This is a genomic window from Acidimicrobiia bacterium, from assembly GCA_036396535.1.
Classification (GTDB): Bacteria; Actinomycetota; Acidimicrobiia; order Spongiisociales; family UBA5794; genus DASWKR01.
Window position 1 is genome coordinate 25,220 of sequence record DASWKR010000006.1, and the last position, 21,204, is coordinate 46,423.

Below are 21,204 nucleotides of genomic sequence, written 5' to 3' on the forward strand. Positions count from 1 at the left end.
TGCGGTGACGACACGCGTGTAATTTAGGGACTGATGTCGTCCTCGTTCGCCCACCTCCACGTGCACACCGAGTTCTCGATGCTCGACGGAGCGGCCAGGGTCAACGAGCTCGTGGCCGCGGCGGCCGCCGACGGTCAGCCCGCCGTGGCGATCACCGACCACGGCGTCATGTACGGCGTCATCGACTTCTACAAGGCGGCGACGGCGGCGGGCATCAAGCCGATCATCGGCATCGAGGCGTACGTCACGCCCGGAAGCAGGTTCGACCGGCCCCCTCGCCGTGAAGACCTCCGCTACCACATGACGTTGCTCGCAACGAGCAACCGCGGCTACCAGAACCTGATGACACTCGCCAGCAAGGCGTTCCTCGAAGGCTTCTACTACAGGCCGAGGATGGACCTGGAGCTGCTCGCTGAGCACGCTGAAGGCATCGTGGCGACGTCTGGCTGCCTCGGGGGCCACGTCGCCCAGCTGCTCGCTCCAGACGCGTCTCGGGAGGAGGGCAACACGGGTCAGGTGCGCGACTACCAGGCCGCCGTCGCCGCCGCGGCCACGTACCAGGACATCTTCGGCAAGGACAACTTCTTCATCGAGATCCAGGACCACGGGATCCCGGCTCAGCGCAGGGTCATGGACGACTTCCTCCAGATCTCGCGCGACGTGGGGGCTCCCCTCCTCGCTACGAACGACAGCCACTACACGTTTGCCCACGAGGCGGACGCCCACGACGTGCTGCTCTGCATCCAGACGGGCGCCAACCGGGCGGACGAGGAGCGCTTCAAGTTCGAGTCGCAGGAGTTCTACGTGAAGTCGGCTGCCGAGATGCGCAGCCTGTTCCCCGAGGACGCCTATCCCGGCGCCTGTGACAACACGCTGCTCGTCGCAGAGCGGGTCGACGTGTCGATCGAGTTCGGCAACATCCTCCTCCCGAGCTTCCCGGTGCCCGAGGGCAAAGACGAGCGGTCGTACCTCACCGAGCTCGTATACGAGGGTGCCCAGCTCCGCTACGGGGTGCTGTCGGAGGAAGCCAAGGAGCGCATCGAGTACGAGCTCGGCGTCATCGGGGAGATGGGGTTCGCCTCGTACTTCCTCATCGTCTGGGACCTCATCAGGCACGCCAAGGAGCGCGGCATCAGGACGGGACCGGGCCGGGGCTCGGCGGCCGGCTCGATCGTCGCATACTCACTCCGGATCACCGACCTCGACCCGCTCGAGTACGGGCTCATCTTCGAGCGTTTCCTCAACCCGGGCCGCCGCCAGATGCCGGACATCGACATGGACTTCGACGAGCGGTTCAGGGCGGAGATGATCCGCTATTGCGCCGAGCGGTACGGCACCGACCACGTCGCTCAAATCGTCACGTTCTCCACGATCAAGGGACGTCAAGCCCTGCGAGACGCGGCCCGGGTGCTCGGGCATCCGTACAGCCTCGGGGACCGGGTCGCCAAGCTCATGCCGCCTGCGATCCTCGGCAACGAGGCGACACTCGCCCAATGCCTCGAGCCGCCGGGCCAGGAAGAGGAGGCGAGCTCCCGCGACTGGTACACCGGGGCGGCCGGTCTGCGGGAGGCCTATGCAACCGACCCGGCGGTCCAGGAGGTCGTCGACACCGCACGAGGCCTCGAGGGGCTCCGCCGCCAGGACTCGATCCACGCCGCTGCCGTCGTCATCTCGCCACAGCCGCTGACGACGATCGTCCCGCTGCAGCGCAAGGGCGAGGACGCCGAGGTCGTCACCCAGTACGAGATGCACGGCGTCGAGTCGCTCGGGCTCCTCAAGATGGACTTCCTCGGGCTCCGCAACCTGGCGACGATCGAGAGGACCCTCGAGCTCATCGAGGCGAACGGGGGCTCGCGGGTCGACATCGACGACGTCCCGCTGGACGACCCGAAGGTCTACGAGATGCTCCAGGCAGGCGACTCGATGGGTGTCTTCCAGTTCGAGGGCGGACCGATGCGGGCGCTGATGCGCAACCTCAAACCGGACAAGTTCGAGCATCTGGTTGCCCTCAACGCCCTCTACCGGCCGGGCCCGCTCGGCGCAGGCATGCACGTCGAATACGCCGACCGGAAGAACGGCAAGACACCCGTTTCGTACCTGCACCCGGACCTCGAGGAGATCCTCGTCGACACCTACGGGATCATGGTGTACCAGGAGCAGGTCATGCAGGCGGCCGAGCGGATGGCCGGCTACTCGATGGTCGAGGCGGACACGCTGCGCAAGGCGATGGGCAAGAAGATCCCGTCCGTCATGAGGGCTCAGGAGGAGCAGTTCGTCGCCGGGTGTGTCGCCTCGGGCCACTCCGAGAAGCTCGGGAGGGAGCTCTTCGGTTTCATCGAGCACTTCGCCGGATACGGGTTCAACAAGTCGCACTCCGCCGCCTACAGCCTCGTGGCGTACCAGACGGCTTGGCTCAAGGTCCACTACCCGGGCGAGTACATGGCGGCGCTCCTCACCGCCAGCAAGCGTGACAAGGACCGCACCGCCCTGTACCTGAGCGAGTGCCGGTCGATGGGGATCCGGGTCCTCGTGCCGGACGTGAACCGCTCGGACATCGACTTCGCGGCGATCGAGAGCGACATCACGTTCGGGATGTCGGCGATCCGCAACGTCGGCGAGGGCGTCGTCGAGCACATCATCGAGGAGCGCGAGAAGAACGGGTCGTACACCACCTTCCAGGACTTCATCGACAGGGTGGACCTGGCTGTGCTCAACAAGCGCACGATCGAGTCGCTCATCAAGGCGGGGGCGTTCGACTCGCTCGGGCACCCGCGCCGTGCCCTCTTCGAGAGGCACCTCGACATGCTCGACGCCACCGTGACACGCCGCCGCGCCGAGGAGATGGGCCAGTTCTCGCTGTTCGGGGGCACGGGGGCAGCCGAGCCGGTGACGGTCGAACTGCCGGACATCGAATGGGAGAAGAAGACGAGGCTCGCCTTCGAGAAGGAGATGCTCGGCCTGTACGTGTCCGATCATCCGCTCCTCGGCGTCGAGTCGCTGCTGGCGAAGATGTGCTCGTCGACGATCCCCGGGCTGTGGGACCAGGCGGACAAGGCAGTGGCGACGATCGGCGGCATCGTGGGTGCGATCACACGGCGCTTCACGAGAGGCGGCGACGCCATGTACTTCTTCCAACTGGAGGATCTGCAGGGCAGTATCGAGGTGGTGTGCTTCCCGAGGATGGTCGCCGACTTCGGGCCGCTGGTGCGCGAGGACGCCATCCTCGTCGTGAGCGGGCGAATCGACCACCGGGGCGACGACGTGAAGTTCATCGCCCAGGAACTGCGCGAGCCCGAGCTGGTCGCAGGCGACATGGTGCGGCTGCGGGTGCCCGCCAGCCGGCTGTCGAAGACCATGGTCGCCCGCCTCAAAGAGGCGCTCCTCAATCATCCCGGCACGGCTCCGGTCTACCTCCACATGCCGTCGGACGCAGGGGAGAAGGTCATCAGGCTCGGTGACGACCACCGCGTCGAGCCCCGATCTGCGCTGTATGCCGAGCTGCGCGAGCTCCTCGGGCCATCCGCCGTGTTGTAGAGGCGAAACCGCCTAATGCACGGCGACGAGACGGGGCCGGCCGTGCTCGACGACGTCGGCGGCCATCGGGCGTGCGAAGAAGTAGCCCTGGGCGGTGTCACAACCGAGTGCCTGGAGCACGCCGTATTGCTCGCCCGTCTCGACCCCTTCTGCAACCACCTCGAGCTGGAGGCTGTGCGCAAGGGCGATGATCGCAGTCGAGATCGCAGCATCCTGGTTGCCGGCGCTCAGCTCGCGGATGAACGACCGGTCGATCTTCAGGATGTCGATCGGGAAGCGCTTCAGGTAGCTGAGCGAGGAGTAGCCGGTTCCGAAGTCGTCGACGGCGATGCGGACGCCGAGGTCCCGCAGCCGCTCCATGTTGTCGATCGGCGCCCGCGTGTCGTCGAGCAGCACGCCCTCCGTGAGCTCGATCTCGATGATCTCGGCGGGGATGCCGTGCTTGTCGAGCGACACCCCGACGACATCGTCTAGGTCTCCCTGGCGGAACTGACGAGCGGAGACGTTGATCGAGACCGGCACGGTCGCCCCGTGGACGTCGAGCCACTCGGCTTGCTGCCGGCAGACCTCGTCGATGACCCAGCTGCCGAGGTCGAGGATGAGGTCGCTCTCCTCGGCGATCGGCACGAACTGCGCAGGCCCGAGCGCACCGAGGGTCGGGTGGTCCCAGCGAACGAGCGCCTCGTACCCGACGACGGACGAGTCGTCGAGCCGCACCTTCGGCTGGTACGCCAGCCACAGTTGGTCACCCGTGTCGATCGCCTCGCGCAAGTGAGAGACGATCTGGAGCCGGCTGCCGGTCTCGGGCCTGAGGTCGGCCGAGTAGTAGCGGTAGTCGTCGCCCTCGATGGCGGCTCGTTGGGCGAGGGTTGCCTTCATGAGCAGCTCGTCCGCCGATTCGGCGTCGACCGGGGCGAGGGCGATGCCGACTGTCAGGTCGACCTGGACGAGCAGGGAGCCGAGCTGGATCGGCGCCTCGACGGCGGTCCGCAGCTTGATCGCCACCCTGGCGGCGTCGTCGACCCTGGGGGTTGCCTCCATCATCACCGCGAACACGTTCCGCTCGACCTTGGCTACCAGGTCCGTGGAGCGAACCGTGGCGCGCAGCCTCCTGGCGATCTCCTGCGTCGCCCGGTCGCGGGTGCGGGGCGACAGCTCTCGCTGCACGCCGAGGCGTACCGATGCCCCGATGACGAGGACGGCGGTGTACCCGGCGCCGTCTGCGGTCGCGTCGAGGGCCGCCGTGAGCTGCTCGCGGAAGTAGGCGCGCCGCACGAGACCCGTCAGCTGATCGATGTCGCGCTGATCCGGTGCTCGTTTCACGGCGAGCAGCGAGAGCTCCTGGCGGTGGGCCATCAGCGCCAGGAGGCCGATCACCAGGACGAACAGCAATGCCGTGGCCGCCAACTGGAACTGCTGGCTGCGAACCGCCGACTGCGACGAGATCTGGCTCAGGCGGTCCACGACCCTGCTGATCTCGGCCTGGTAAGTCTCGGCGCCGGCGACGACCGTGGTCACGGTTGCGGTCGGTTGGGCGCCCTGCTGGAGGAGGTGGGCGTCGAGGGCGAGCTCGCTGAGGACGTCTCCCGCCCTGTCGAACGCCATCGAGATCGACGGGTCGTCGACGCCGTCGAAACCGATGACGCTGTCTCCGTAGCGGAGCGTGAGGTGGCCGCGCTCGAGCTCTCTGGCCAGGTCGTCGACGTCCGTGCCGGCGGTGGCGGAGACGCCGTCGGTCAGCAGGAAGGCGGCTTGGGTGAGATCGTGGCTCAACTCGACCTGGGTCCTCGCCGCGGCGATCGCTCGATCGATCGAGCCTTGCTCGGCTCGAGTCCTGAGCATGAAGACCGCGAAGAGCGACGCGAAGGCGACGACCGCTGCAATCCCCACGATGAAGATCCGCTCCGTGGAGACGAGCTTCGCCCGTCGCATGTCGTCTTGGAGCCTCCGCCGCACCTGTTTCCCTTCCAACAGTTCGGTGTGTTCACGTATGAGACAACAGGACGCGCGAAAACTGACTAGGTCATGCGGCTCATTTATCCACAGGCGGTGGATATCAGCGCGGCGGCGGTTGGAGCAATCCCGTCAGGTCGGCGGTCTCGGCGAGCGCCGCCAGCTCGGCGACGGTGGTCGGGGCGTCCTCGAGCCAGGGGATGGCGTGCACGTCGGTGTGGTGCCGCATCATGAGCTCCTGCTTGGCGTCCTGCGTCTTGCGAGCCTCGTCTCCCCAGCGGCGCAGGTTCTCGCGGAGGATCGCCCCTTCCTCGGCGTCGAGCCCGGCGATGGCCGGGAGCCGCTTGGGCGCCATCCACTCCTTCGGGAGGTCCCGGTTGAAGATCGTGGCGGCCGGGGTCACGGAGATCTCCCCCAACCCGCTGTAGAAGCGCCTGACCTCGCGCAGCGAGGCGGGAGCGGCCGTCGTCACGACGAGCGTCGTTGCCGCTCCGAGGAGGCGCTCGATCGAGCGGGCGCGACTCGAGAGCCCGTCGTACAGGGTCCGCAGATCGAGTAGGAACTCGGCGATGTCCTCGAGGAGCGGGCCCCCGAGGACGCTGTCTGCGACCCGCAGCATCGGCCGGGCGGTGACGCGGTAGAGGGCCCGTCTCCCCGGCAGGCTGGCGCCGGTCAGCCAGCGCAGCAGTCGCCCACCGACGAGCTCACGCATGCGCCGCGGCGCCAGGTAGAAGTCGAGGCCTCCAGCCGACGGAGGCGTGTCGACGATGACCAGCTCCCAAGCTCCGCCCTCCGAGTACTCCGCCATCTGCTCGCCGGCCGCGTAGGCCTGGGCTGCGGGGAAGCGGTCGGCGATCGCCCTGAAGAAGGGGTTCGACTCGAGTCTGTCCGCCACCTCCGGGGCGGCGTGGCGATGGACGATTGCCTCCCACGAGGCGGTGATGTCGAGCATGGCGGCCCACAAGCCATCGGTCCCCGGGACCATGGAGGGCTGGTTGCCGAGCGAGTCGACGCCGAGCGCCGAGGCGAGCCGCTTGGCCGGATCGATCGTCACGACGAGCGTTCTCGTGCCTGCCGCGGCGGCACCGATGGCCAGCGCCGCCGACACGGTGGTCTTGCCGACGCCCCCGGCTCCGGTGACGACCACGATGTGTGTCCTCGTCACGTCCACTCCTCTGCGAGACGGGCGGCCACCTCGGGAGGGGTCATCAGGCCGAAGAGGAACGGGAGATGCCCGCTGGAGTCGAGCTCCGGCAGCAGCTTCTGCTGGCTCTCGTACAGGCCGGCGTGCAGTTGGGCAGCAGAGCGGTGCGGTCCTGGCGGGAGTGCCGCGATCCTCGACCGCGACATGCCGAGGTCCGGCAGCGTCCTGTTGAAGACCACTCCGGCGATGGCTACGAGCTGTTCGGCCTCGATCGATGCGACCATCTCCCGCGTCTCGACGACCGGGAGCTCGTCCGGAGTGGTGATCAACAGCACTCCACAGGCGGCGGCGTCGGAGAGCGTCGCCCTCATCCGCTCCGCCTGGTCGCGAACTCCCCCCGACGGCACGATCGAAGCGATGGTGGCCGGGGCGCGCAGGTACGACCCGAGCTGTCCCGTCGCAGGGGCGTCGACGATGACGATGTCGTAGTCACCTCGCCACGTCTCGTAGATCGGCTTTCCCATGGAGATGATCTCCCTGACGCCGGGGGCCGTGTCGACGAGCACCTGCAGCATCCGGCTGAGCTGTCGCGTCGGGGCGGCGCGCGGCACCCTCATCTGGATCCGCAGGTATTCGTCGAGGGCATGGCTGCGGTCCACGAATGCTGCCTCGACCCCGGGGAGCAGCTCGTGCGCCTTCGGGGTCAACTCCTCGGCGCCGAGATGGGTCGCCAGGCCGATCGGGTCGGTCATGGCGAGCGCCAGGGCCCGCATTCCGCGGCGGGATGCGACGTGGGCCAGTGAGGCGACAACGGCGGACTTCCCGACACCCCCCTTCCCGGAGACGATGAGAAGCCTGCGGTCGAGTGGCGTGGCGTCCATGGCTCGAGGCGAGGATAGGGTGTGCGCCCCCGGGGTCGGCACGCAGGGGAGCGGCTCGCCGTTACCCTCCGACCTGCTCGTCCGAGGAGAGAATCACATGGCATCGCTGGACGTCGACGAGTTCCTCGCTCGCTTTCGAGAGCGGGCGGCTGCCGTCAGGTCGCGGGGCATACCTCCGCTGGAGGGCGAGGCGAGGAGGGCGTTCATCGCTCAGGCGGAGAAGGACTTCCTCGACTTCGCGCTCATCGGGAGCGCCACGTGGGTCGTCGACGAGGACTCACTCGTCCTGAGGATCCCGCTGGCGAGCTAGGTGTGCCGGGTGCTCACTCGGGGTCGGAGACGCCGAGCGCCGCTCTCTTGGCGGACGCCCGCCGCTCGCCCTCCAGCCTGGCGAGGTCGTAGCTGTCGTGGTCCACGTACGACATTGCCGCCGCGATGAGCGGATGTCTGTCGGCGATGAGGTCGTGCATTCGCTGACAGACCCGCCGGTAGTCGGGATGACCCCCCTGGCCGCTTCGCAGCTCGATGAGGTGGAAGGCCTCGCGAGCGTTCATCTGCATGAAGAAGCGGATTCGGTATGCGAAAGGCACGACGTATTGGGCGAGGTCGTTGCCGTGCAACGCGGAGACGGCCCGGTGCAGGTCGGCGGTTCGGTCCATCGCCTGGCGCCACACCGAGTCTGCCCCGATGTCCGAGATCGCATCAGGGGTCACGTAGCCGTGCTCGACACCGAGCCGCTGCCAGTCGATGGAGAGCATCCGATGCCGCTGCAGGTCACGGAAGATGCCGTAGTCGCAGAGAACGTCGAAGCGGTAGTCGCACCGCTCCATGCCGCGTCCCGGCTTGTGGCGGCGGTTGGTCCGGTCTCCGACGTACGAGCGGATGAGCGCCGCCCGGTCCGCTTCCGCCAGGCGGCGTACCACCGTGAGGAGCTGGTCGTCGGGAAGGTCGCTGTACGCGTAGAGGGCGGCAGCCGCGATCTTCGTCTCCGCCTCCTCGTCCCAGTCGACGAGGGTCACCTCGGGGCGCGGTTGCGCCTCGGCCGTGATGCCGGCGGCGTGACCGTTCATCGTCGAAGCGATGTCTGCAAAGTAGGTCGACCAAGCTCCGCCGCGCTCCGGGACGTCGACGCGCCGCAGGAAGGAGGGGATCACCTTGCGCAGCTCGGTGAGCATCAGGTCGGCGTAGTCGCGTACCTCGGCGAGCGCGTGGGCCCTCATGCGAAGGATCATCATCTCGTACGCCTGCCCGGTCGCGAAGATCCCGACGTTCGAGAGCGTGCCGGCCGGCAGCAGTCCCCGCAGGTCGTCGCACGCCTTGGCCCTGATCGTCGAGCGCCATATGAAGTTGGAGTCGTCCTCCTGCTTCGGGTACAGCGTCTCGTAGTAGGCGACGAGCCGCGGGACGAGCTCGGCGTACGTGTCGAACAGCCACTCCATGACCTCCGTGTACCGCCCTTCGAGCGCCGTCCCGATGAGCTCCGGGGGCGTCATGTAGCGGTAGCGGTCTCCCAGCCGGACGTCGTAGAAGATGTACCTCGTCGACTGCTCGAGGTATGCGGCGAGGCGGCCCCGCTCCAGCACCTTGGTGAGGACGTTGGATGCCTGCTCGCACGCCAGGTGGGCGCCACCGAGTTGGGCGACCGAGTCGTCGCCATACTCGGAGAAGACCCTCTCGTACAGCTGCTCGGCCCGCTCCAGGTTCACCACGGATAGGTGCTCGTCCTCCCCTCCGCCGAGAACGGCCACCCCGACGTCCGGCGCGTCGTAGAACTCGTCGAGGAAGAGCCGGCGCAGCGACTTGGGCGACCGGGAGTAGCGGGCGAAGAGGGCTCCCTTGACGACTTCCGGCAGGTTCGTCACCGCGAACACCGGTCCGTCGACGTTCGTGAAAAAGCGACCGAGGACCCGCCGCTCGTCCTCCGTGAACGCCTCTTCGTGGTAGCTCGCGGCGCGGTCAGGCAGCGTCGTCGTCATCTGTCACCAAGCCGAAATGACACGCATGTGATTCTCCACCGTACCGGCGACGCGGCACGCTCGCAACAGCGCGAATTCTGGCGGTGACCGGGGGGTCCTGGCTCAGGCGGCCGGCCCTGTGCAGGGCCAACCGCGACCTGCGCGGCACCGCCGGGGGTCTCCGCCGTAGAGGCCGTGCGTCCCTATCCTCGCGATGAGTGATCATCTTGCGTCTCGTGATCGGCATCCTCATCGGCCTGGCCGTCGTCGTGGGCCTGGTCCCGCTGTGGATCCTCCTCGACCTCCGCAACGGCGGCTCAGGCTGGGGAATCTGCTCTGGCGGATTCGGGGCATGCCGCACGAGCTACTTCGCAGGGTTCGAGCTGCTCATCGTGTACCTCGTCGTCATGGCCCTGCTGCTGCTCGCGATCAGGGTGTGTGTTCGGGCGACGCGGTGGATCGACCGGTCGGACGTGCCCCTGCTCTCCAGGTGGCGATCCGATGGGGGCTGACGAGAGGTCGGGCGACGAGGGCATCGAGCTCGCAGCGCGGCTGCCCGAGTACGTCGTCGTCTTCCTCACAGGCATCGCCTTGTCGGCCGCCCTCGGGCTCACCTTCGCCGGCTTCGCAGGCAGGGTCGACGCCGTTCCTGCCGTGCTCGGCATCGCCGGAACCCCGTCGTGGCTGGCTTCGGTCACGTTCGGAGCGCTCGCCTCACCCGGGGCGGTCACCATCGTCGCGTACACGTTCTTGGCGGGCGCTTTGGTGCTGCTCCTCACCGGGGGAGCGACCGGCGGCGGATTCGCCAACATGGGTGTCGGGGCGATCGGCACGCTCTTCGGCGGCCACACCAGACCGGGTGACGACTACGACGATCCGGCGGTGCGACGCGGGCTGCCTGGATCGACCGATCCGCGGGAGCGCTTGCGGAAGGGGCTGCGCCCCGAGGCGAACCCCCGAGCGTTCTGGCAGGTGGTCGCCGGCCTCTGCTATGTGGCCATCGCGCTCGCGATGCTCTCCAACCTCACCTGACGGTGCGGCTCGCCGCCAAAGCGGCGCCTGCCAATCCGATGGATGCCGCGGCGACCAGGGCCCACGCCCCGACTCCCACCGCAGCGGCTGCACCGAGCCCGTGGAGAGCATCGGCGGCTTCCAAGGCGTCGAGGAGCTTGGCGACCGAGAACACGAGTGCCGCACCGTTGATGATCGCGGCTGCCGGCACCGCCGCCACCGGAAAGCCCTCACGCCGGTCGCCGAGGAGGGCCGCCACCCCGGTCACGGCGAGCAGCACCGCGGCGGGCCAGGCGTCCGCGGTCAATCCGTTGCGGTCGCCGATGAGCGGGGAGTCCAGGAACGGGAGGATCAAGGCAACCGCCGCGGCTGCGGCAGAAGCGACGAGAGTGAGGCGCGCCAGGTGCACCGGGTCAGTCGTCGTCGATCTCGATGACGCCGCCCTCGATCGAGAGGACCCGCACGATCGAGTCGATATGCCATCCGTGGTCCTCGAGCCGGGCCCTCCCTCCCAGGAACGCCTTCTCGATGGCGAAGGCGAAGCCGACGACGTCGCAGCCGGCCTCCTCTGCGATCTGGCCGAGCGCCGCGGCGGTTCTGCCGCCCGAGAGGAAATCGTCGACGATGGCGACTCGCGTACCGGGATCGAGCATCTTGCGGGACACCTCGACCCGATACTCGATGCCCTTCGTCGGCGACACCACCTCGCGGGAGAACGAGTATCGGTTCCCGGTGCCGAGGAACTTCTTGGCGTAGACCATCGGGAGCCCCAACTCGAGCGCACAGGCCAGAGCAGGCGGAATCCCGGATGCCTCGGCGGTGAGGATCAGACCCGGCTGGCGGGGCGCCAGGCGTTTCGCCAGGTGCTGTCCGAGCGATCGCATCACGTCCGGGTCGACGCGATGATTCAGGAACTGGTCGACGAGTATGAGCGAGCCGTCGATGGTGGCGAGCCTCGCCACCGCTTCCCGGAGGTCCACGCCGGAATCGTAACGGCTATTCGCCCGCGCACCACAGGCACGTCGCCGGTAGCATGCCCCGCCCGATGAGCCCCCGTCGACGCACCGCAACGGATCAGGCGAGCGAGGCTCCCCCCGCCGAGCTGCGGAGGAAGGCGCGCCTGGTGCTCTCCCGTCTCAGGAGGCGCTACCCGGAGATGCGGACCGCACTCGACTACCGGGATGCCTGGCAGCTCCTCGTCGTGACCGTACTGTCTGCTCAGACCACGGACGAGAACGTCAACCGGGTGGCCCCCGAGGTGTTCCGACGATGGCCGACTCCTCATGAGCTCGCCGAGGCGAACCCGGAAGACGTCGAGCAAGTCGTGTATTCGACCGGGTTCTACCGGCAGAAGACGAAGTCGATCATCTCGCTGGCTGCCGACCTGGTCGAGCAGTTCGGAGGCGAGGTACCCCGCGACCTCGAAGCGATGACCAAGCTGCGCGGCGTCGGCAGGAAGACGGCCAGCGTCGTTCTCGCAGAGGTGTGGGACGATCCGGCCATCGCGGTCGACACCCACGTGCGCAGGCTCACGAACCGCCTCGGACTCACCGAGCACGCCAACCCGGTCAAGATCGAGGCCGACCTCCGCTCCCTGTACCCGGAGAAGGACTGGTCCGGGATCTCGATGCGGTTCATCCAGTTCGGCAGGGACATCTGCGACGCCCGCGAGCCGCGGTGCTGGGAGTGCCCGCTCGCAAACATCTGCGACTACGAGGACAAGACACCTCGCCCGGCGCGATGAGGCGCTGGATCGCCGTCGGCAAGACGGCGCACGACGCCGAGATCGTTCGGCTCGCCTTCCCGGCGCTCGGCGCCCTGGCAGCCGACCCGCTCGTCTCGCTGGTGGACACCGCCTTCGTCGGGAGGCTCGGGGCGCAGCCGCTCGCTTCGCTCGGGTTGGCGACCGCCGTGTTCGGCGTGGCGTTCGCGCTCTTCATCTTCCTCGCCTACGGGACGACCCCGCTCGTGGCGGGCGCCGTCGGGCGCGGCGACGAACGGCTCGCCGGGCGCTTGACGGCCGGGGCGGTGGCGGTCGGGCTGGCGATCGGGGTTGCCGCCCTCATCGTCGTCGAGGCTGCCGCCGTGCCTCTCCTCACGCTCGTCGGAGCGGGCCGGGACACGTTGGGAGACGCAGAGACCTACTTGCGCATCCGGGCGCTGGCGCTTCCGGCGCTCATGGTGATCAACGTCGGCCACGGCGCCTACCGCGGCTTCCAGGACACCAAGACCCCTCTGTTCGTCACTGTGGGTCTGAACCTCGTCAATCTGGTCCTCGATCCGATCCTGATCTTCGGGGCGGGGATGGGGATCGCCGGTGCCGCCATCGCGACCGTGATCGCCCAGTGGCTCGGGGCGCTCTACTTCGGGTTCCTGCTGTTCTCGCGTCATCGCGCCAGGCTCCAGGTCGGTTTTCGCGGGCTGGCGGTGCGCGACCTGCGCCCACTCGCCGGTGCCGGCGCCGCCCTCATCGTGCGGACGGGGGCTCTGCTGGCAACGCTGGCGCTGGCGACCGCCGTCGCCGCGAGGATCGGAATCGTCGAGGTAGCCGCCCACCAGGTGGCGGTGAACCTGTGGATATTTCTCGCCCTCGTCGTCGACGCGCTCGCCATCGCCGGCCAGGCGATGATCGGGCGGCACCTGGCAGCAGGGGACACCCCGTTGGCGCACCTGATCGCCACCCGGCTGCTCTATCTCGGCCTGTTGGGCGGTGTCGGCCTTGCCCTCGTGCTGGCGGTGGCGGCGCCATTCCTGCCGAGGGTCTTCACGGACGACGCCGCCACGCTCGCCGCCATCGGGACGGTGTATCCCTTCGTCGTCCTGATGCAGCCCATCAACGCCGTCGTCTTCGTTTGGGACGGGCTCGCCATCGGCGCCCGCAGCTTCGACTACCTGGCTGGTTCGATGGTCGTGTCGGCGGCAGCCGCATCGGCGGTGCTCCTGCTCGTCAGACCGCTCGGGTGGCCGCTCGCCGGCGTGTGGCTCGGCATCATGGTGCTGATGCTGACCCGGGCGGTGACACTGGCGCGCTGGCATGCTCGTGGCCCGCTCGCGATCTGACGAGGTCCATCCCCCTCGTCTCCGGCAGCTTGAGCACGAGCCCCATCGAAAGGACGAGGCCGAAGCCGAGCAAGGAGATGGTCCACGACAGCCCGATCCTGTCGACGATCGAGGCTCCGACGGCGAATCCGCCGATGGCACCGATGATGGCGACGTTCGAGATCCATCCTGCGCTGGCGCCCCTCACCCTCGTCGGGAAGAGCTCTGATCGGTGGGCGGCGAACGAGGGTGTGAGCATCGTCGCACCGAAGGTGGCCAGAAAGATCGCAGGCGCCAGCAACCAACCGCTGTCGAGCGTGTAGAAGCCGATTCCCCCCGCCAAGCCGAGGCCGAGTGCGATCACGGACGTCGGTCTCCTTCCCATCGAATCGGCGAGCCTCCCGCCGACGAGCAGACCGACGGACCCGACGCCGCTGAAGACGATCAGCAGGAAGCGAGCCGCTCCGGTTCCCCACTCGAGGTCTTCGATGAGTCGCTCGAGGACGAAGTCGAACGCCGGGGCGGCGAACGCCGCCGTGAAGAAGGCGATGGCGGCGAGGGGCCAGAAGTGTTTGTCGAGGCCTGCCGCCAGGGCCTTGCCGAATGGCACCGGCGTGGCGTATTGGACGTACGCCCGGCTCTCCGGCAGGAAGCGATTGAGGAGAGGAACGATGAAGAAGCCAATGGCTGCGAGACCGAAGAGGATGCGCCACGAGTCGGGGCTGCGGTCGGCGACCGGCAGGAGCAGCAGCCCGAGCCCGACGCCCATCGACCCGGCCAGTGCTGGAACTCCGAGCCCGAGGGCGCGCTGTCCGGGGTTCAGCTCCTCGGCGAGGATCACGACCGACAGCGCCGCCACAGCCACGAATGCGAGGCGCGTGATCGACTGCGAGATCGTGAAGCCGACAACCCCCGGCAATATCGCGGTCGCCACGTTGCCGACCGGCAGCAGCGCGAAGGCGAGGAGGAACGGCTTGCGCCTGCCGAGGCGATCGGCCGTGATCGCGAAAACGACACCCAGGAGTGACGCCGCCCTCGTGATCGCGAAGACGGTGAACATCCCGCCCTCGCTGAGCTCGAGCGACGTGCGCACGAACACCAGCGTGTGCGACATGGTCGATGCCGCCAGCCCGCCCACGAAGGTCACCAGCGACATCAAGAAGAGGACGCGACGGTCTCGGAGCGTGAACGATGGTGGGCTCGACATGCCTGCCGTCACGACCGACCCCATCCGTTCGTTTCCCGGCTCCTCATCCGGTGCGGGAGCCTAAACGGTGCGGAGCTCATCCACCGCTGATCCTCATTCCCTGGCGGGGTGCATAGGCTGCGCTCGGAATGACCGGCCGGTCCCTCCGGCCGGTCCGCGCCGTCGCCGGCAGAGGAGGTGAGGTCGATGGCGGACGCCACCATCATTGCTGCCGTGTTCGCCGGCGCGGCGTCGTTCCTGTCGCCGTGCGTCCTTCCCCTGTTGCCCGGCTACCTCAGCTTGATGTCGGGATACTCGGTCACCCAACTGTCCGAGGGTGACGTCTCGTTGTGGCGAGTGTCGAGATCCGCGCTGTTGTTCATCGCCGGGTTCACGGCCGTGTTCGTGTTCATCGTCGGGGCGGCGGCCACGACGATCGGTCGACTCCTCAACGAACCGGGCTTCGCACGGGGAGCAGGCGTCGTCGTGATCGCCATGGGGATCTTGATCGCGGTGACGGCCATCTGGACCCCGTCGTTCCTGCTCCCGCTGATGAAGGAGCGCCGCGTCGAGGTGACACCCTCTCGCCTCGGCGCTTTCGGTCCGCCCGTCATGGGGGCCGCCTTCGCTTTCGGCTGGACCCCGTGCTTGGGACCGTTCCTGGCGGCGATCTTCACGCTGTCCGCCACGGCGGACACGGCGGGCCGCGCCATGGTGCTCCTCTTCTTCTACTCGCTGGGCCTCGGGGTGCCCTTCCTGCTCTCGTCACTCCTGCTTGCGAGGGCGTTCAGTGCCTTCAGCTTCGTGAAGCGGTTTCTCACGCCTGTCACGGTCGCGTCGGGCGCCCTGCTCGCCCTCTTCGGGGTTCTGCTCGTCACCGATCGGATCGTCGAGCTGAACGCCTTCTTCAGCAGGCTCCTCATCGACCTCGGCCTCGATGGGCTGGCGGACGTCTGAATGCTCGACGGGGCGGGCCGGCTCTCCACCTAACCTTCCTTTGTGGACACCACGATCTCGGAACGGCGATTCGTCGAGCTGGCAGCCCGCCATCCCGTGGTGCCCGTGTCCGTCGACATCCTCGGCGATCGCGAGACGCCGGTCACCGTGTTCGAGAAGCTCGTCGGCGACGAGGACGGGTTCCTCCTCGAGTCGGTCGAGGGCGGTGAGCGCTGGGCGCGATGGTCGTTCGTCGGGTGGGACCCGGCCTTCACGCTCGTCTCCCACGACGGAGTGTGCCGTATCGAGGGCAACGGCCCGGCCGTTCCCGACGGTGACCCGCTGGCCGTCCTGGAGCAGCTGCTGGGCGCTCATTCGATCCCCGGTCTCGAAGAGTTGGGCCTCGCCGAGGAGGGAGCCCCGCTCTACGCCGGGGCGGTCGGCTATCTGGCGTACGACATGGTCCGGTACGTCGAGCATCTGCCGGGGCGCCCTCCCGACGATCGCGGTCTGCCCGAGATGGTCTGGCAGTTCGTCGGCGCCCTTGCCGTGGTCGACCGGTTCCGTCAGACCGTCAGGCTGGTGCGCAACGTGTTCGTGGGTGACGACCCGGCGGCCGACTACAGACGCGCCGTCGCCGACCTGGAAGAGTCGGTTCGGCGGCTCGGGAAGGGCACCCCATACGAGGCGAAGCACCGACCTGCCTTCGGCGCGGTGTCGCAACCGAGATCGAACGTGACGAGAGCCGAGTTCGAGACGGGCGTGCGCCGCGCCATCGAGCACATCAGGTCGGGCGACGCCTTCCAGATCGTTTCGTCGCTTCGGCTCGAGGTCGACTTCGCGGGCGACGTGTTCGCCGTGTACCGCGCCCTGCGGCTCGTGAACCCTTCGCCGTTCATGTTCTTCGTGCGCCACGGCGGATTGACGATCGCCGGATCGTCTCCCGAGCTGATGACGAGAGCCAGGGATGGCCGGGCAACATCCCGCCCCATCGCCGGGACACGGCGCCGCGGAGCCACCCCAGACGAGGACCTGGCGCTGGAGAACGAGCTCATCGGGGACGCCAAGGAACGGGCCGAGCACGTCATGCTCATCGACCTCGCCCGGAACGACCTCGGGCGGGTGTGCGAGTTCGGGACGGTGACGGTCGACGAGCTGATGGTGATCGAGCGCTACTCGCACGTGATGCACATCGTGAGTGGTGTCTCCGGGCAGCTGCGCGATGACGTCGGACCTGTCGACCTCCTGCGTGCGACGTTCCCGCACGGCACCGTGTCCGGAGCTCCCAAGGTGAGAGCCATGGAGTTGATCGACGAGCTCGAGCCGACAGCTCGCGGCCCGTACGCCGGCGCCGTCGGCTACCTCGACTTCTCGGGGAACGTCGACACGGCCATCGCCCTCCGCACCCTGGTGCTGGCGAACGGGAAAGCGTGGGTGCAAGCCGGAGCAGGGATCGTGGCCGACAGTGAGCCGGCGGCCGAGTACGACGAATGCATGAACAAGGCTGCCGCGGCTCTCGCCGCGGTCGAAGGAGCGGCCGATGTCTGAGGCGGCCACCGCGGCCCCCGAGACGTTCGGGGACGTGACGGGGGAGTACCTCGCCATGAAACGAGCAGCGGCGCTCGTCGAGGGCCGCCTCGAGGTCACCCGCGTCACCGGCCCCGACACGGTGCGCTTCCTCGACGGTCTCTTGTCGCAGGCGATCGAGCCGCTCCCGGCCGGCGGTGCCGCCCGTTCGCTGCTGCTGGCACCACAGGGCAAGCTCCGGGCCATGCTGTGGGTGCTGCGAGCAGGCGACGGGGTCCGCCTCGTCTCCGATGGGGGGCGCGGCGAGGTCGTGCGCAACGACCTCAACCGCTTCAGGATCCGCGTCGACGCCACCGTCGAGGCGGGCACCCCTGTTGTCGAGGTGTGGGGGCCCGCCGGCGCCGACGTGCTCGCCGAGGCGGGGCTGGCTGCGCCGGCGTCCGGCACCTGGCAGGAGGAGGGCGGCATGGTCGCCAACCTGCCGCTGCTGTCGTCGTCTCTGCCGAGATTCGTCGTCGACGCCGCCCACGCCGAGTGCATCATCTCGGCGGGAGCGGTGCGGGCCGGATCGCTGGCTGTCGACGCGGTACGCATCGAGGCGGGCGAGCCGGCTGTCGGCGTCGACGTCGACGAGACGACGATCCCGCAAGAGGCGGGCGTGGTGGCTGCTTCGGTCGACTTCACCAAGGGCTGCTACCTGGGCCAGGAGCTCGTAGCCAGGATCGACTCGCGGGGGCACGTCAACCGGCACCTGAGGGGACTCGTCATCGCCGAGAACGTGATACCTCCTCTCGGAGCGGAAGTGGTCGCCGACGGCAAGGAAGTCGGGACTCTCACGTCTACCGCCGAGTCTCTCGACCTGCGTGCCCCCATCGCCTTGGCGCTCGTGCGCCGCGAGGTCGAGCCCGGTGCGGTGGTTGACATCGTCTGGCAGAGGGGACACGTCAAGGCGCACGTCCGCGCCCTTCCCCTCGTCGGTTGATGCAGGGGCGCCTGTGACCATGCACGTGCGGATGCGACGCCGACTGCTCGCCATCGGGCTCGCCGCCACCGTGCTGGCCGGATGCTCCGGATCGACGGAAGGCAAGTTCGGGGGGGACCTCTACGCGACGTCGTGCGCACGGTGCCACGCCCCAGACGGCGCCGGAGGCATCGGCCCGCCGCTGGGCCCCGGTTCGGAGGCCTCAGACCTCACCGACGCCCAGCTTCGCGAGACCGTGCGGGTCGGGCCGGGAACGATGCCGTCGTTCGCCAGGCTCAGCGACGCCCAGCTCGACAGCCTCGTCGAGTTCATCCGATCGCTCGATTGACCTCTCCCGGCGGGGAGCAATCTCGGCGGCCGGTACGATTCCGCCCGTGCTGACTCCGATCCTGGAATCGACCAGGGCAAGGCTCGCCTCGCTCGGCCTCGTGGTGGGCGAGCTTCGTTCGCGGGCGGCGTCGACCGGTCCGGCCCGTCCCTTTGCGGCAGCCCTCGAGGCGCCGGGCCTCCAGGTGATCGCCGAGATCAAGCGCCGCTCGCCCTCTGCCGGCCCGATCGATCTCGATCTCGACGCCGTCGCCCAAGCGAGGGAGTACGAGGCCGGTGGCGCGGCCGCCATCTCGGTTCTCACGGAACCGGAGTACTTCGGCGGCTCGCTCGACGACCTGGTGGCGGTGCGCCGCGCCGTCTCGTTGCCTGTCATACGCAAGGACTTCACCCTGGACCCGGTCCAGGTCTGGGAGGGGCGGGCGGCAGGGGCAGATGCGATCCTTCTGATTGTTGCCGCCCTCGGCGACGCCGACCTCGCCCGGCTCCTCCAGGAGGCGCACGCCGCCGGGGTCGCCGCCCTCGTCGAGGTGCACACCGAGGACGAGGCCCGCAGGGCGGTTGCTGCGGGAGCGACGCTCATCGGAGTGAACAACCGGGACCTCGCCACCTTCAGGACCGACCTGGCGACCGCCGAGCGTGTCGCCGCCGCCCTCCCGGAGCGGGCGACGCTGGTCGCCGAGAGCGGGGTCGCCGACGAGGAGGGAGCCGCCCGCATGGCGGCCGCCGGGTACGACGCCATCCTGGTCGGCGAGGCTCTCGTGAGGTCTGGCGACCCTGCCCGCCTCATCGCCGGCCTGCGCGCCGCCGGATCGTGACGGTCCCCCGATGACCTGGGTCAAGGTGTGCGGGCTGACCTCGAGAGGCGACGTTCTCTGCGCGGCGGCCGCCGGAGCAGACGCACTCGGCTTCAACACCATCCCGGCCTCGCCACGCCGGGTGGACGAGCGCGCCATCGCCCGGCTCATCGACGGTGTCGACGTCGCCTCGTTCCTCCTCACCGCCGACCTCGGGGTGGAGGAGGTGCTTTCGGCGGCCGGTTCGTGCGGCGTCACCGGTATACAGCCATACGGAGATGGCGCCGCGGAGGTCGCCGAGGCCGCGGCACGCGCCGGATACGAGGTGCTGTTGCCGGTGCGCCCTTCGCCGGGTGTCGTGGCGGCGCCTCCATCGCCGGGTGCCCGCTTCCTCTTCGACACGCCTGGGGGCGTCCTCGGCGGTAGCGGGGAGGCCTTCGACTGGTCGCTGGTCGCCGAGGAGGATCACGGTTTCGTCCTGGCGGGAGGGCTCGGGCCCGACAACATCGGACGGGCGGTGAGGGCGGTGAGACCCTGGGGCGTCGACGCCGCCAGCCGCCTCGAGGCCGGTCCGGGCGTCAAGGACCCCGTTAAGGTGGCTGCCTTCATCGAGAGGGCGAAGACGGCATGACGCTCATCCGCCCGGACGAACGGGGCAGGTTCGGAGATTTCGGAGGGCGTTTCGCGCCGGAGACGTTGATGCCGGCCCTCATCGAGTTGGAGACCGCCTTCGAGGAGGCGTGGGGCGACGACGACTTCAAGGCGGAGTTCGAACGCCTCCTCAGCCACTTCGTCGGGAGGCCGACCCCGGTGTACGAGGCGGCGAGGCTCTCGGAGCAGCTCGGCCTGCGACTCATCCTCAAGCGCGAGGACCTCGCCCACACCGGGGCGCACAAGATCAACAACACGATGGGCCAGGCGCTGCTCGCCAAGAGGATGGGCAAGCCGCGCATCATCGCCGAGACAGGAGCGGGCCAGCACGGCGTCGCCACCGCCACCGCCTGTGCCCTGTTCGGGCTGGAGTGCGCCGTCTACATGGGCGCCAAGGACATCGAGCGCCAGGCGCTCAACGTCTACAGGATGAAGCTCCTCGGTGCCGAGGTGGTGCCCGTCACCAAGGGGGCGGCGACGCTCAAGGACGCGGTGTCGGAAGCGATGCGCGACTGGGTCGCCACGGTGGAGACGACCCACTACATCATCGGATCGGTCGTCGGGCCCCACCCGTTCCCATGGATGGTGCGGGAGTTCCAGAAGGTGATCGGAGAGGAGCTCCGGCAACAGCTCGACGGATCGTCTCCCGAGCGTCCACGGCCCGACGTCATCGTGGCGTGCGTCGGTGGAGGCTCGAACTCGATGGGTGTCTTCTACCCGTACTCGGGGAGCGGGGTCGACCTCGTCGGTGTCGAAGCGGCAGGCCACGGCATCGAAACCGGCGAGCACGGAGCGTCGCTCGTCGCCGGCTCACCGGGAGTCCTCCACGGTGCCCGGACGTACATGCTCCAGGACGAAGCCGGCCAGGTGCTCGAGGCTCATTCGATCTCGGCCGGGCTCGACTATCCGGGCGTTGGGCCGGAGCACTCGTACTTCCGCGACACCGGGATCGCACGGTACGTGGCGGTGACCGACGACGAGGCCGTGGCTGCGTTCCACCTGCTCGCCGAGACGGAAGGGATCATCCCGGCTCTCGAGTCGGCGCACGGCCTGGCGTGGATCGTCAAGGAGGCGAAGTCGCTGGGCGGCAGGACGGTCGTCCTCAACCTCTCCGGCCGCGGCGACAAGGACGTCCAGCAGGTCTCGGCGTTCGATGGCTGACACCGGGGCGGCGCAACTCGGCGCTCTGTTCGCGGCGGCACGCGCCGACGGCCGGGCGGTCCTGCTTCCCTACATGACGGCCGGGCTTCCGAGCCCGGCGGAGTCGCTCGGAATCTTCAC

20 protein-coding genes are annotated in these 21,204 nt (G+C 68.6%); 13 read left to right on the top strand and 7 right to left on the bottom strand.

Annotation, left to right across the window (positions count from 1 at the left end; translation table 11 throughout):
• The first annotated feature begins 33 nt into the window (after positions 1–33).
• Complete coding sequence (gene dnaE / locus VGC47_00955; protein ID HEX9853869.1) at positions 34–3,534, top strand: DNA polymerase III subunit alpha; 3,501 nt, start codon at positions 34–36, stop codon at positions 3,532–3,534.
• Between the two features lie 12 nt (positions 3,535–3,546).
• Here dnaE and VGC47_00960 read toward each other — a convergent pair whose 3' ends face one another.
• The 3 genes from VGC47_00960 to VGC47_00970 form a co-directional block, all read right to left on the bottom strand.
• The gene (locus VGC47_00960) at positions 3,547–5,466 is read right to left on the bottom strand and encodes a bifunctional diguanylate cyclase/phosphodiesterase (protein HEX9853870.1); all 1,920 of its coding nucleotides are present in this window, start codon (positions 5,464–5,466) and stop codon (positions 3,547–3,549) included.
• A gap of 124 nt (positions 5,467–5,590) precedes the next feature.
• On the bottom strand, positions 5,591–6,652 hold the full coding sequence (locus VGC47_00965) for an ArsA-related P-loop ATPase (protein ID HEX9853871.1): 1,062 nt from the start codon (positions 6,650–6,652) through the stop codon (positions 5,591–5,593).
• On the bottom strand, positions 6,649–7,512 hold the full coding sequence (locus VGC47_00970; protein ID HEX9853872.1) for an ArsA-related P-loop ATPase: 864 nt from the start codon (positions 7,510–7,512) through the stop codon (positions 6,649–6,651). Before VGC47_00970 ends, VGC47_00965 begins: the two co-directional genes overlap by 4 nt.
• A 97-nt stretch (positions 7,513–7,609) precedes the next feature.
• Here VGC47_00970 and VGC47_00975 point away from each other — a divergent pair, with 97 nt between their 5' ends.
• Positions 7,610–7,822 carry a hypothetical protein gene (locus VGC47_00975; GenBank protein HEX9853873.1) on the top strand — a complete coding sequence of 71 codons (213 nt, stop codon included), beginning with the start codon at positions 7,610–7,612 and terminating at the stop codon, positions 7,820–7,822.
• 13 nt (positions 7,823–7,835) lie between these two features.
• Here VGC47_00975 and VGC47_00980 read toward each other — a convergent pair whose 3' ends face one another.
• Positions 7,836–9,488, bottom strand: coding sequence for an FAD-dependent thymidylate synthase (locus VGC47_00980; GenBank protein ID HEX9853874.1), 1,653 nt, complete (start codon positions 9,486–9,488; stop codon positions 7,836–7,838).
• A gap of 197 nt (positions 9,489–9,685) precedes the next feature.
• On the opposite strand from VGC47_00980, the gene VGC47_00985 reads away from it, so the two are divergent.
• Entirely contained in the window at positions 9,686–9,979 is a 294-nt protein-coding gene (locus VGC47_00985) for a hypothetical protein (GenBank protein ID HEX9853875.1), read from the top strand.
• Positions 9,969–10,499: a hypothetical protein gene (locus tag VGC47_00990; protein HEX9853876.1), complete on the top strand. Its 531-nt coding sequence runs from the start codon at positions 9,969–9,971 to the stop codon at positions 10,497–10,499. Before VGC47_00985 ends, VGC47_00990 begins: the two co-directional genes overlap by 11 nt.
• Here VGC47_00990 and VGC47_00995 read toward each other — a convergent pair.
• Together VGC47_00995 and VGC47_01000 are read right to left on the bottom strand one after the other, a co-directional pair.
• On the bottom strand, positions 10,492–10,887 hold the full coding sequence (locus VGC47_00995) for a hypothetical protein (GenBank protein HEX9853877.1): 396 nt from the start codon (positions 10,885–10,887) through the stop codon (positions 10,492–10,494). The two genes, VGC47_00990 and VGC47_00995, sit on opposite strands and share 8 nt — an antisense overlap.
• Positions 10,888–10,891: 4 nt before the next feature.
• Positions 10,892–11,458, bottom strand: coding sequence for a phosphoribosyltransferase family protein (locus tag VGC47_01000; protein ID HEX9853878.1), 567 nt, complete (start codon positions 11,456–11,458; stop codon positions 10,892–10,894).
• A gap of 65 nt (positions 11,459–11,523) precedes the next feature.
• Here VGC47_01000 and nth point away from each other — a divergent pair, with 65 nt between their 5' ends.
• Entirely contained in the window at positions 11,524–12,222 is a 699-nt protein-coding gene (gene nth / locus VGC47_01005; GenBank protein ID HEX9853879.1) for an endonuclease III, read from the top strand.
• Positions 12,219–13,538, top strand: coding sequence for an MATE family efflux transporter (locus VGC47_01010; GenBank protein HEX9853880.1), 1,320 nt, complete (start codon positions 12,219–12,221; stop codon positions 13,536–13,538). Before nth ends, VGC47_01010 begins: the two co-directional genes overlap by 4 nt.
• Here the strand turns inward: VGC47_01010 and VGC47_01015 are convergent.
• Positions 13,468–14,736, bottom strand: coding sequence for an MFS transporter (locus VGC47_01015; protein ID HEX9853881.1), 1,269 nt, complete (start codon positions 14,734–14,736; stop codon positions 13,468–13,470). The two genes, VGC47_01010 and VGC47_01015, sit on opposite strands and share 71 nt — an antisense overlap.
• Positions 14,737–14,910: 174 nt before the next feature.
• Here VGC47_01015 and VGC47_01020 point away from each other — a divergent pair, with 174 nt between their 5' ends.
• From VGC47_01020 to trpB, 7 genes are read left to right on the top strand one after another with little or no spacing between them, the layout of a single operon-like run.
• A complete protein-coding gene (locus tag VGC47_01020; GenBank protein HEX9853882.1) occupies positions 14,911–15,660 on the top strand; it encodes a cytochrome c biogenesis protein CcdA in 750 nt (249 codons plus the stop codon).
• A gap of 42 nt (positions 15,661–15,702) precedes the next feature.
• The gene (gene trpE / locus VGC47_01025; GenBank protein HEX9853883.1) at positions 15,703–17,187 is read left to right on the top strand and encodes an anthranilate synthase component I; all 1,485 of its coding nucleotides are present in this window, start codon (positions 15,703–15,705) and stop codon (positions 17,185–17,187) included.
• Positions 17,180–18,148, top strand: a complete 969-nt coding sequence (locus VGC47_01030) for a glycine cleavage T C-terminal barrel domain-containing protein (GenBank protein HEX9853884.1) — start codon at positions 17,180–17,182, stop codon at positions 18,146–18,148. The genes trpE and VGC47_01030 overlap by 8 nt, the downstream gene beginning before the upstream one ends.
• Positions 18,149–18,179: 31 nt before the next feature.
• Positions 18,180–18,476 carry a cytochrome c gene (locus tag VGC47_01035; GenBank protein HEX9853885.1) on the top strand — a complete coding sequence of 99 codons (297 nt, stop codon included), beginning with the start codon at positions 18,180–18,182 and terminating at the stop codon, positions 18,474–18,476.
• Between the two features lie 46 nt (positions 18,477–18,522).
• Positions 18,523–19,293 (top strand): indole-3-glycerol phosphate synthase TrpC, encoded by a 771-nt coding sequence (trpC, locus tag VGC47_01040; GenBank protein HEX9853886.1) that lies wholly within the window; start codon positions 18,523–18,525, stop codon positions 19,291–19,293.
• A 10-nt stretch (positions 19,294–19,303) separates the two neighbouring features.
• Positions 19,304–19,903 carry a phosphoribosylanthranilate isomerase gene (locus VGC47_01045; protein ID HEX9853887.1) on the top strand — a complete coding sequence of 200 codons (600 nt, stop codon included), beginning with the start codon at positions 19,304–19,306 and terminating at the stop codon, positions 19,901–19,903.
• The gene (gene trpB / locus VGC47_01050) at positions 19,900–21,084 is read left to right on the top strand and encodes a tryptophan synthase subunit beta (protein ID HEX9853888.1); all 1,185 of its coding nucleotides are present in this window, start codon (positions 19,900–19,902) and stop codon (positions 21,082–21,084) included. Before VGC47_01045 ends, trpB begins: the two co-directional genes overlap by 4 nt.
• The last annotated feature ends 120 nt before the right edge of the window (positions 21,085–21,204 follow it).

What these genes read in the sequence shown, in the direction of transcription:
- VGC47_01045 (HEX9853887.1), top strand. Translation starts at nt 19,304, where the DNA reads ATGACCTGGGTCAAGGTGTGCGGGCTGACCTCGAGAGGCGACGTTCTC.
- VGC47_00970 (HEX9853872.1), bottom strand. Translation starts at nt 7,512, where the DNA reads ATGGACGCCACGCCACTCGACCGCAGGCTTCTCATCGTCTCCGGGAAG.
- VGC47_01020 (HEX9853882.1), top strand. Translation starts at nt 14,911, where the DNA reads ATGGCGGACGCCACCATCATTGCTGCCGTGTTCGCCGGCGCGGCGTCG.
- VGC47_00975 (HEX9853873.1), top strand. Translation starts at nt 7,610, where the DNA reads ATGGCATCGCTGGACGTCGACGAGTTCCTCGCTCGCTTTCGAGAGCGG.
- VGC47_01010 (HEX9853880.1), top strand. Translation starts at nt 12,219, where the DNA reads ATGAGGCGCTGGATCGCCGTCGGCAAGACGGCGCACGACGCCGAGATC.
- VGC47_00960 (HEX9853870.1), bottom strand. Translation starts at nt 5,466, where the DNA reads ATGCGACGGGCGAAGCTCGTCTCCACGGAGCGGATCTTCATCGTGGGG.
- dnaE (HEX9853869.1), top strand. Translation starts at nt 34, where the DNA reads ATGTCGTCCTCGTTCGCCCACCTCCACGTGCACACCGAGTTCTCGATG.
- VGC47_01030 (HEX9853884.1), top strand. Translation starts at nt 17,180, where the DNA reads ATGTCTGAGGCGGCCACCGCGGCCCCCGAGACGTTCGGGGACGTGACG.
- nth (HEX9853879.1), top strand. Translation starts at nt 11,524, where the DNA reads ATGAGCCCCCGTCGACGCACCGCAACGGATCAGGCGAGCGAGGCTCCC.
- VGC47_00980 (HEX9853874.1), bottom strand. Translation starts at nt 9,488, where the DNA reads ATGACGACGACGCTGCCTGACCGCGCCGCGAGCTACCACGAAGAGGCG.
- VGC47_01035 (HEX9853885.1), top strand. Translation starts at nt 18,180, where the DNA reads ATGCGACGCCGACTGCTCGCCATCGGGCTCGCCGCCACCGTGCTGGCC.
- trpB (HEX9853888.1), top strand. Translation starts at nt 19,900, where the DNA reads ATGACGCTCATCCGCCCGGACGAACGGGGCAGGTTCGGAGATTTCGGA.
- VGC47_00990 (HEX9853876.1), top strand. Translation starts at nt 9,969, where the DNA reads ATGGGGGCTGACGAGAGGTCGGGCGACGAGGGCATCGAGCTCGCAGCG.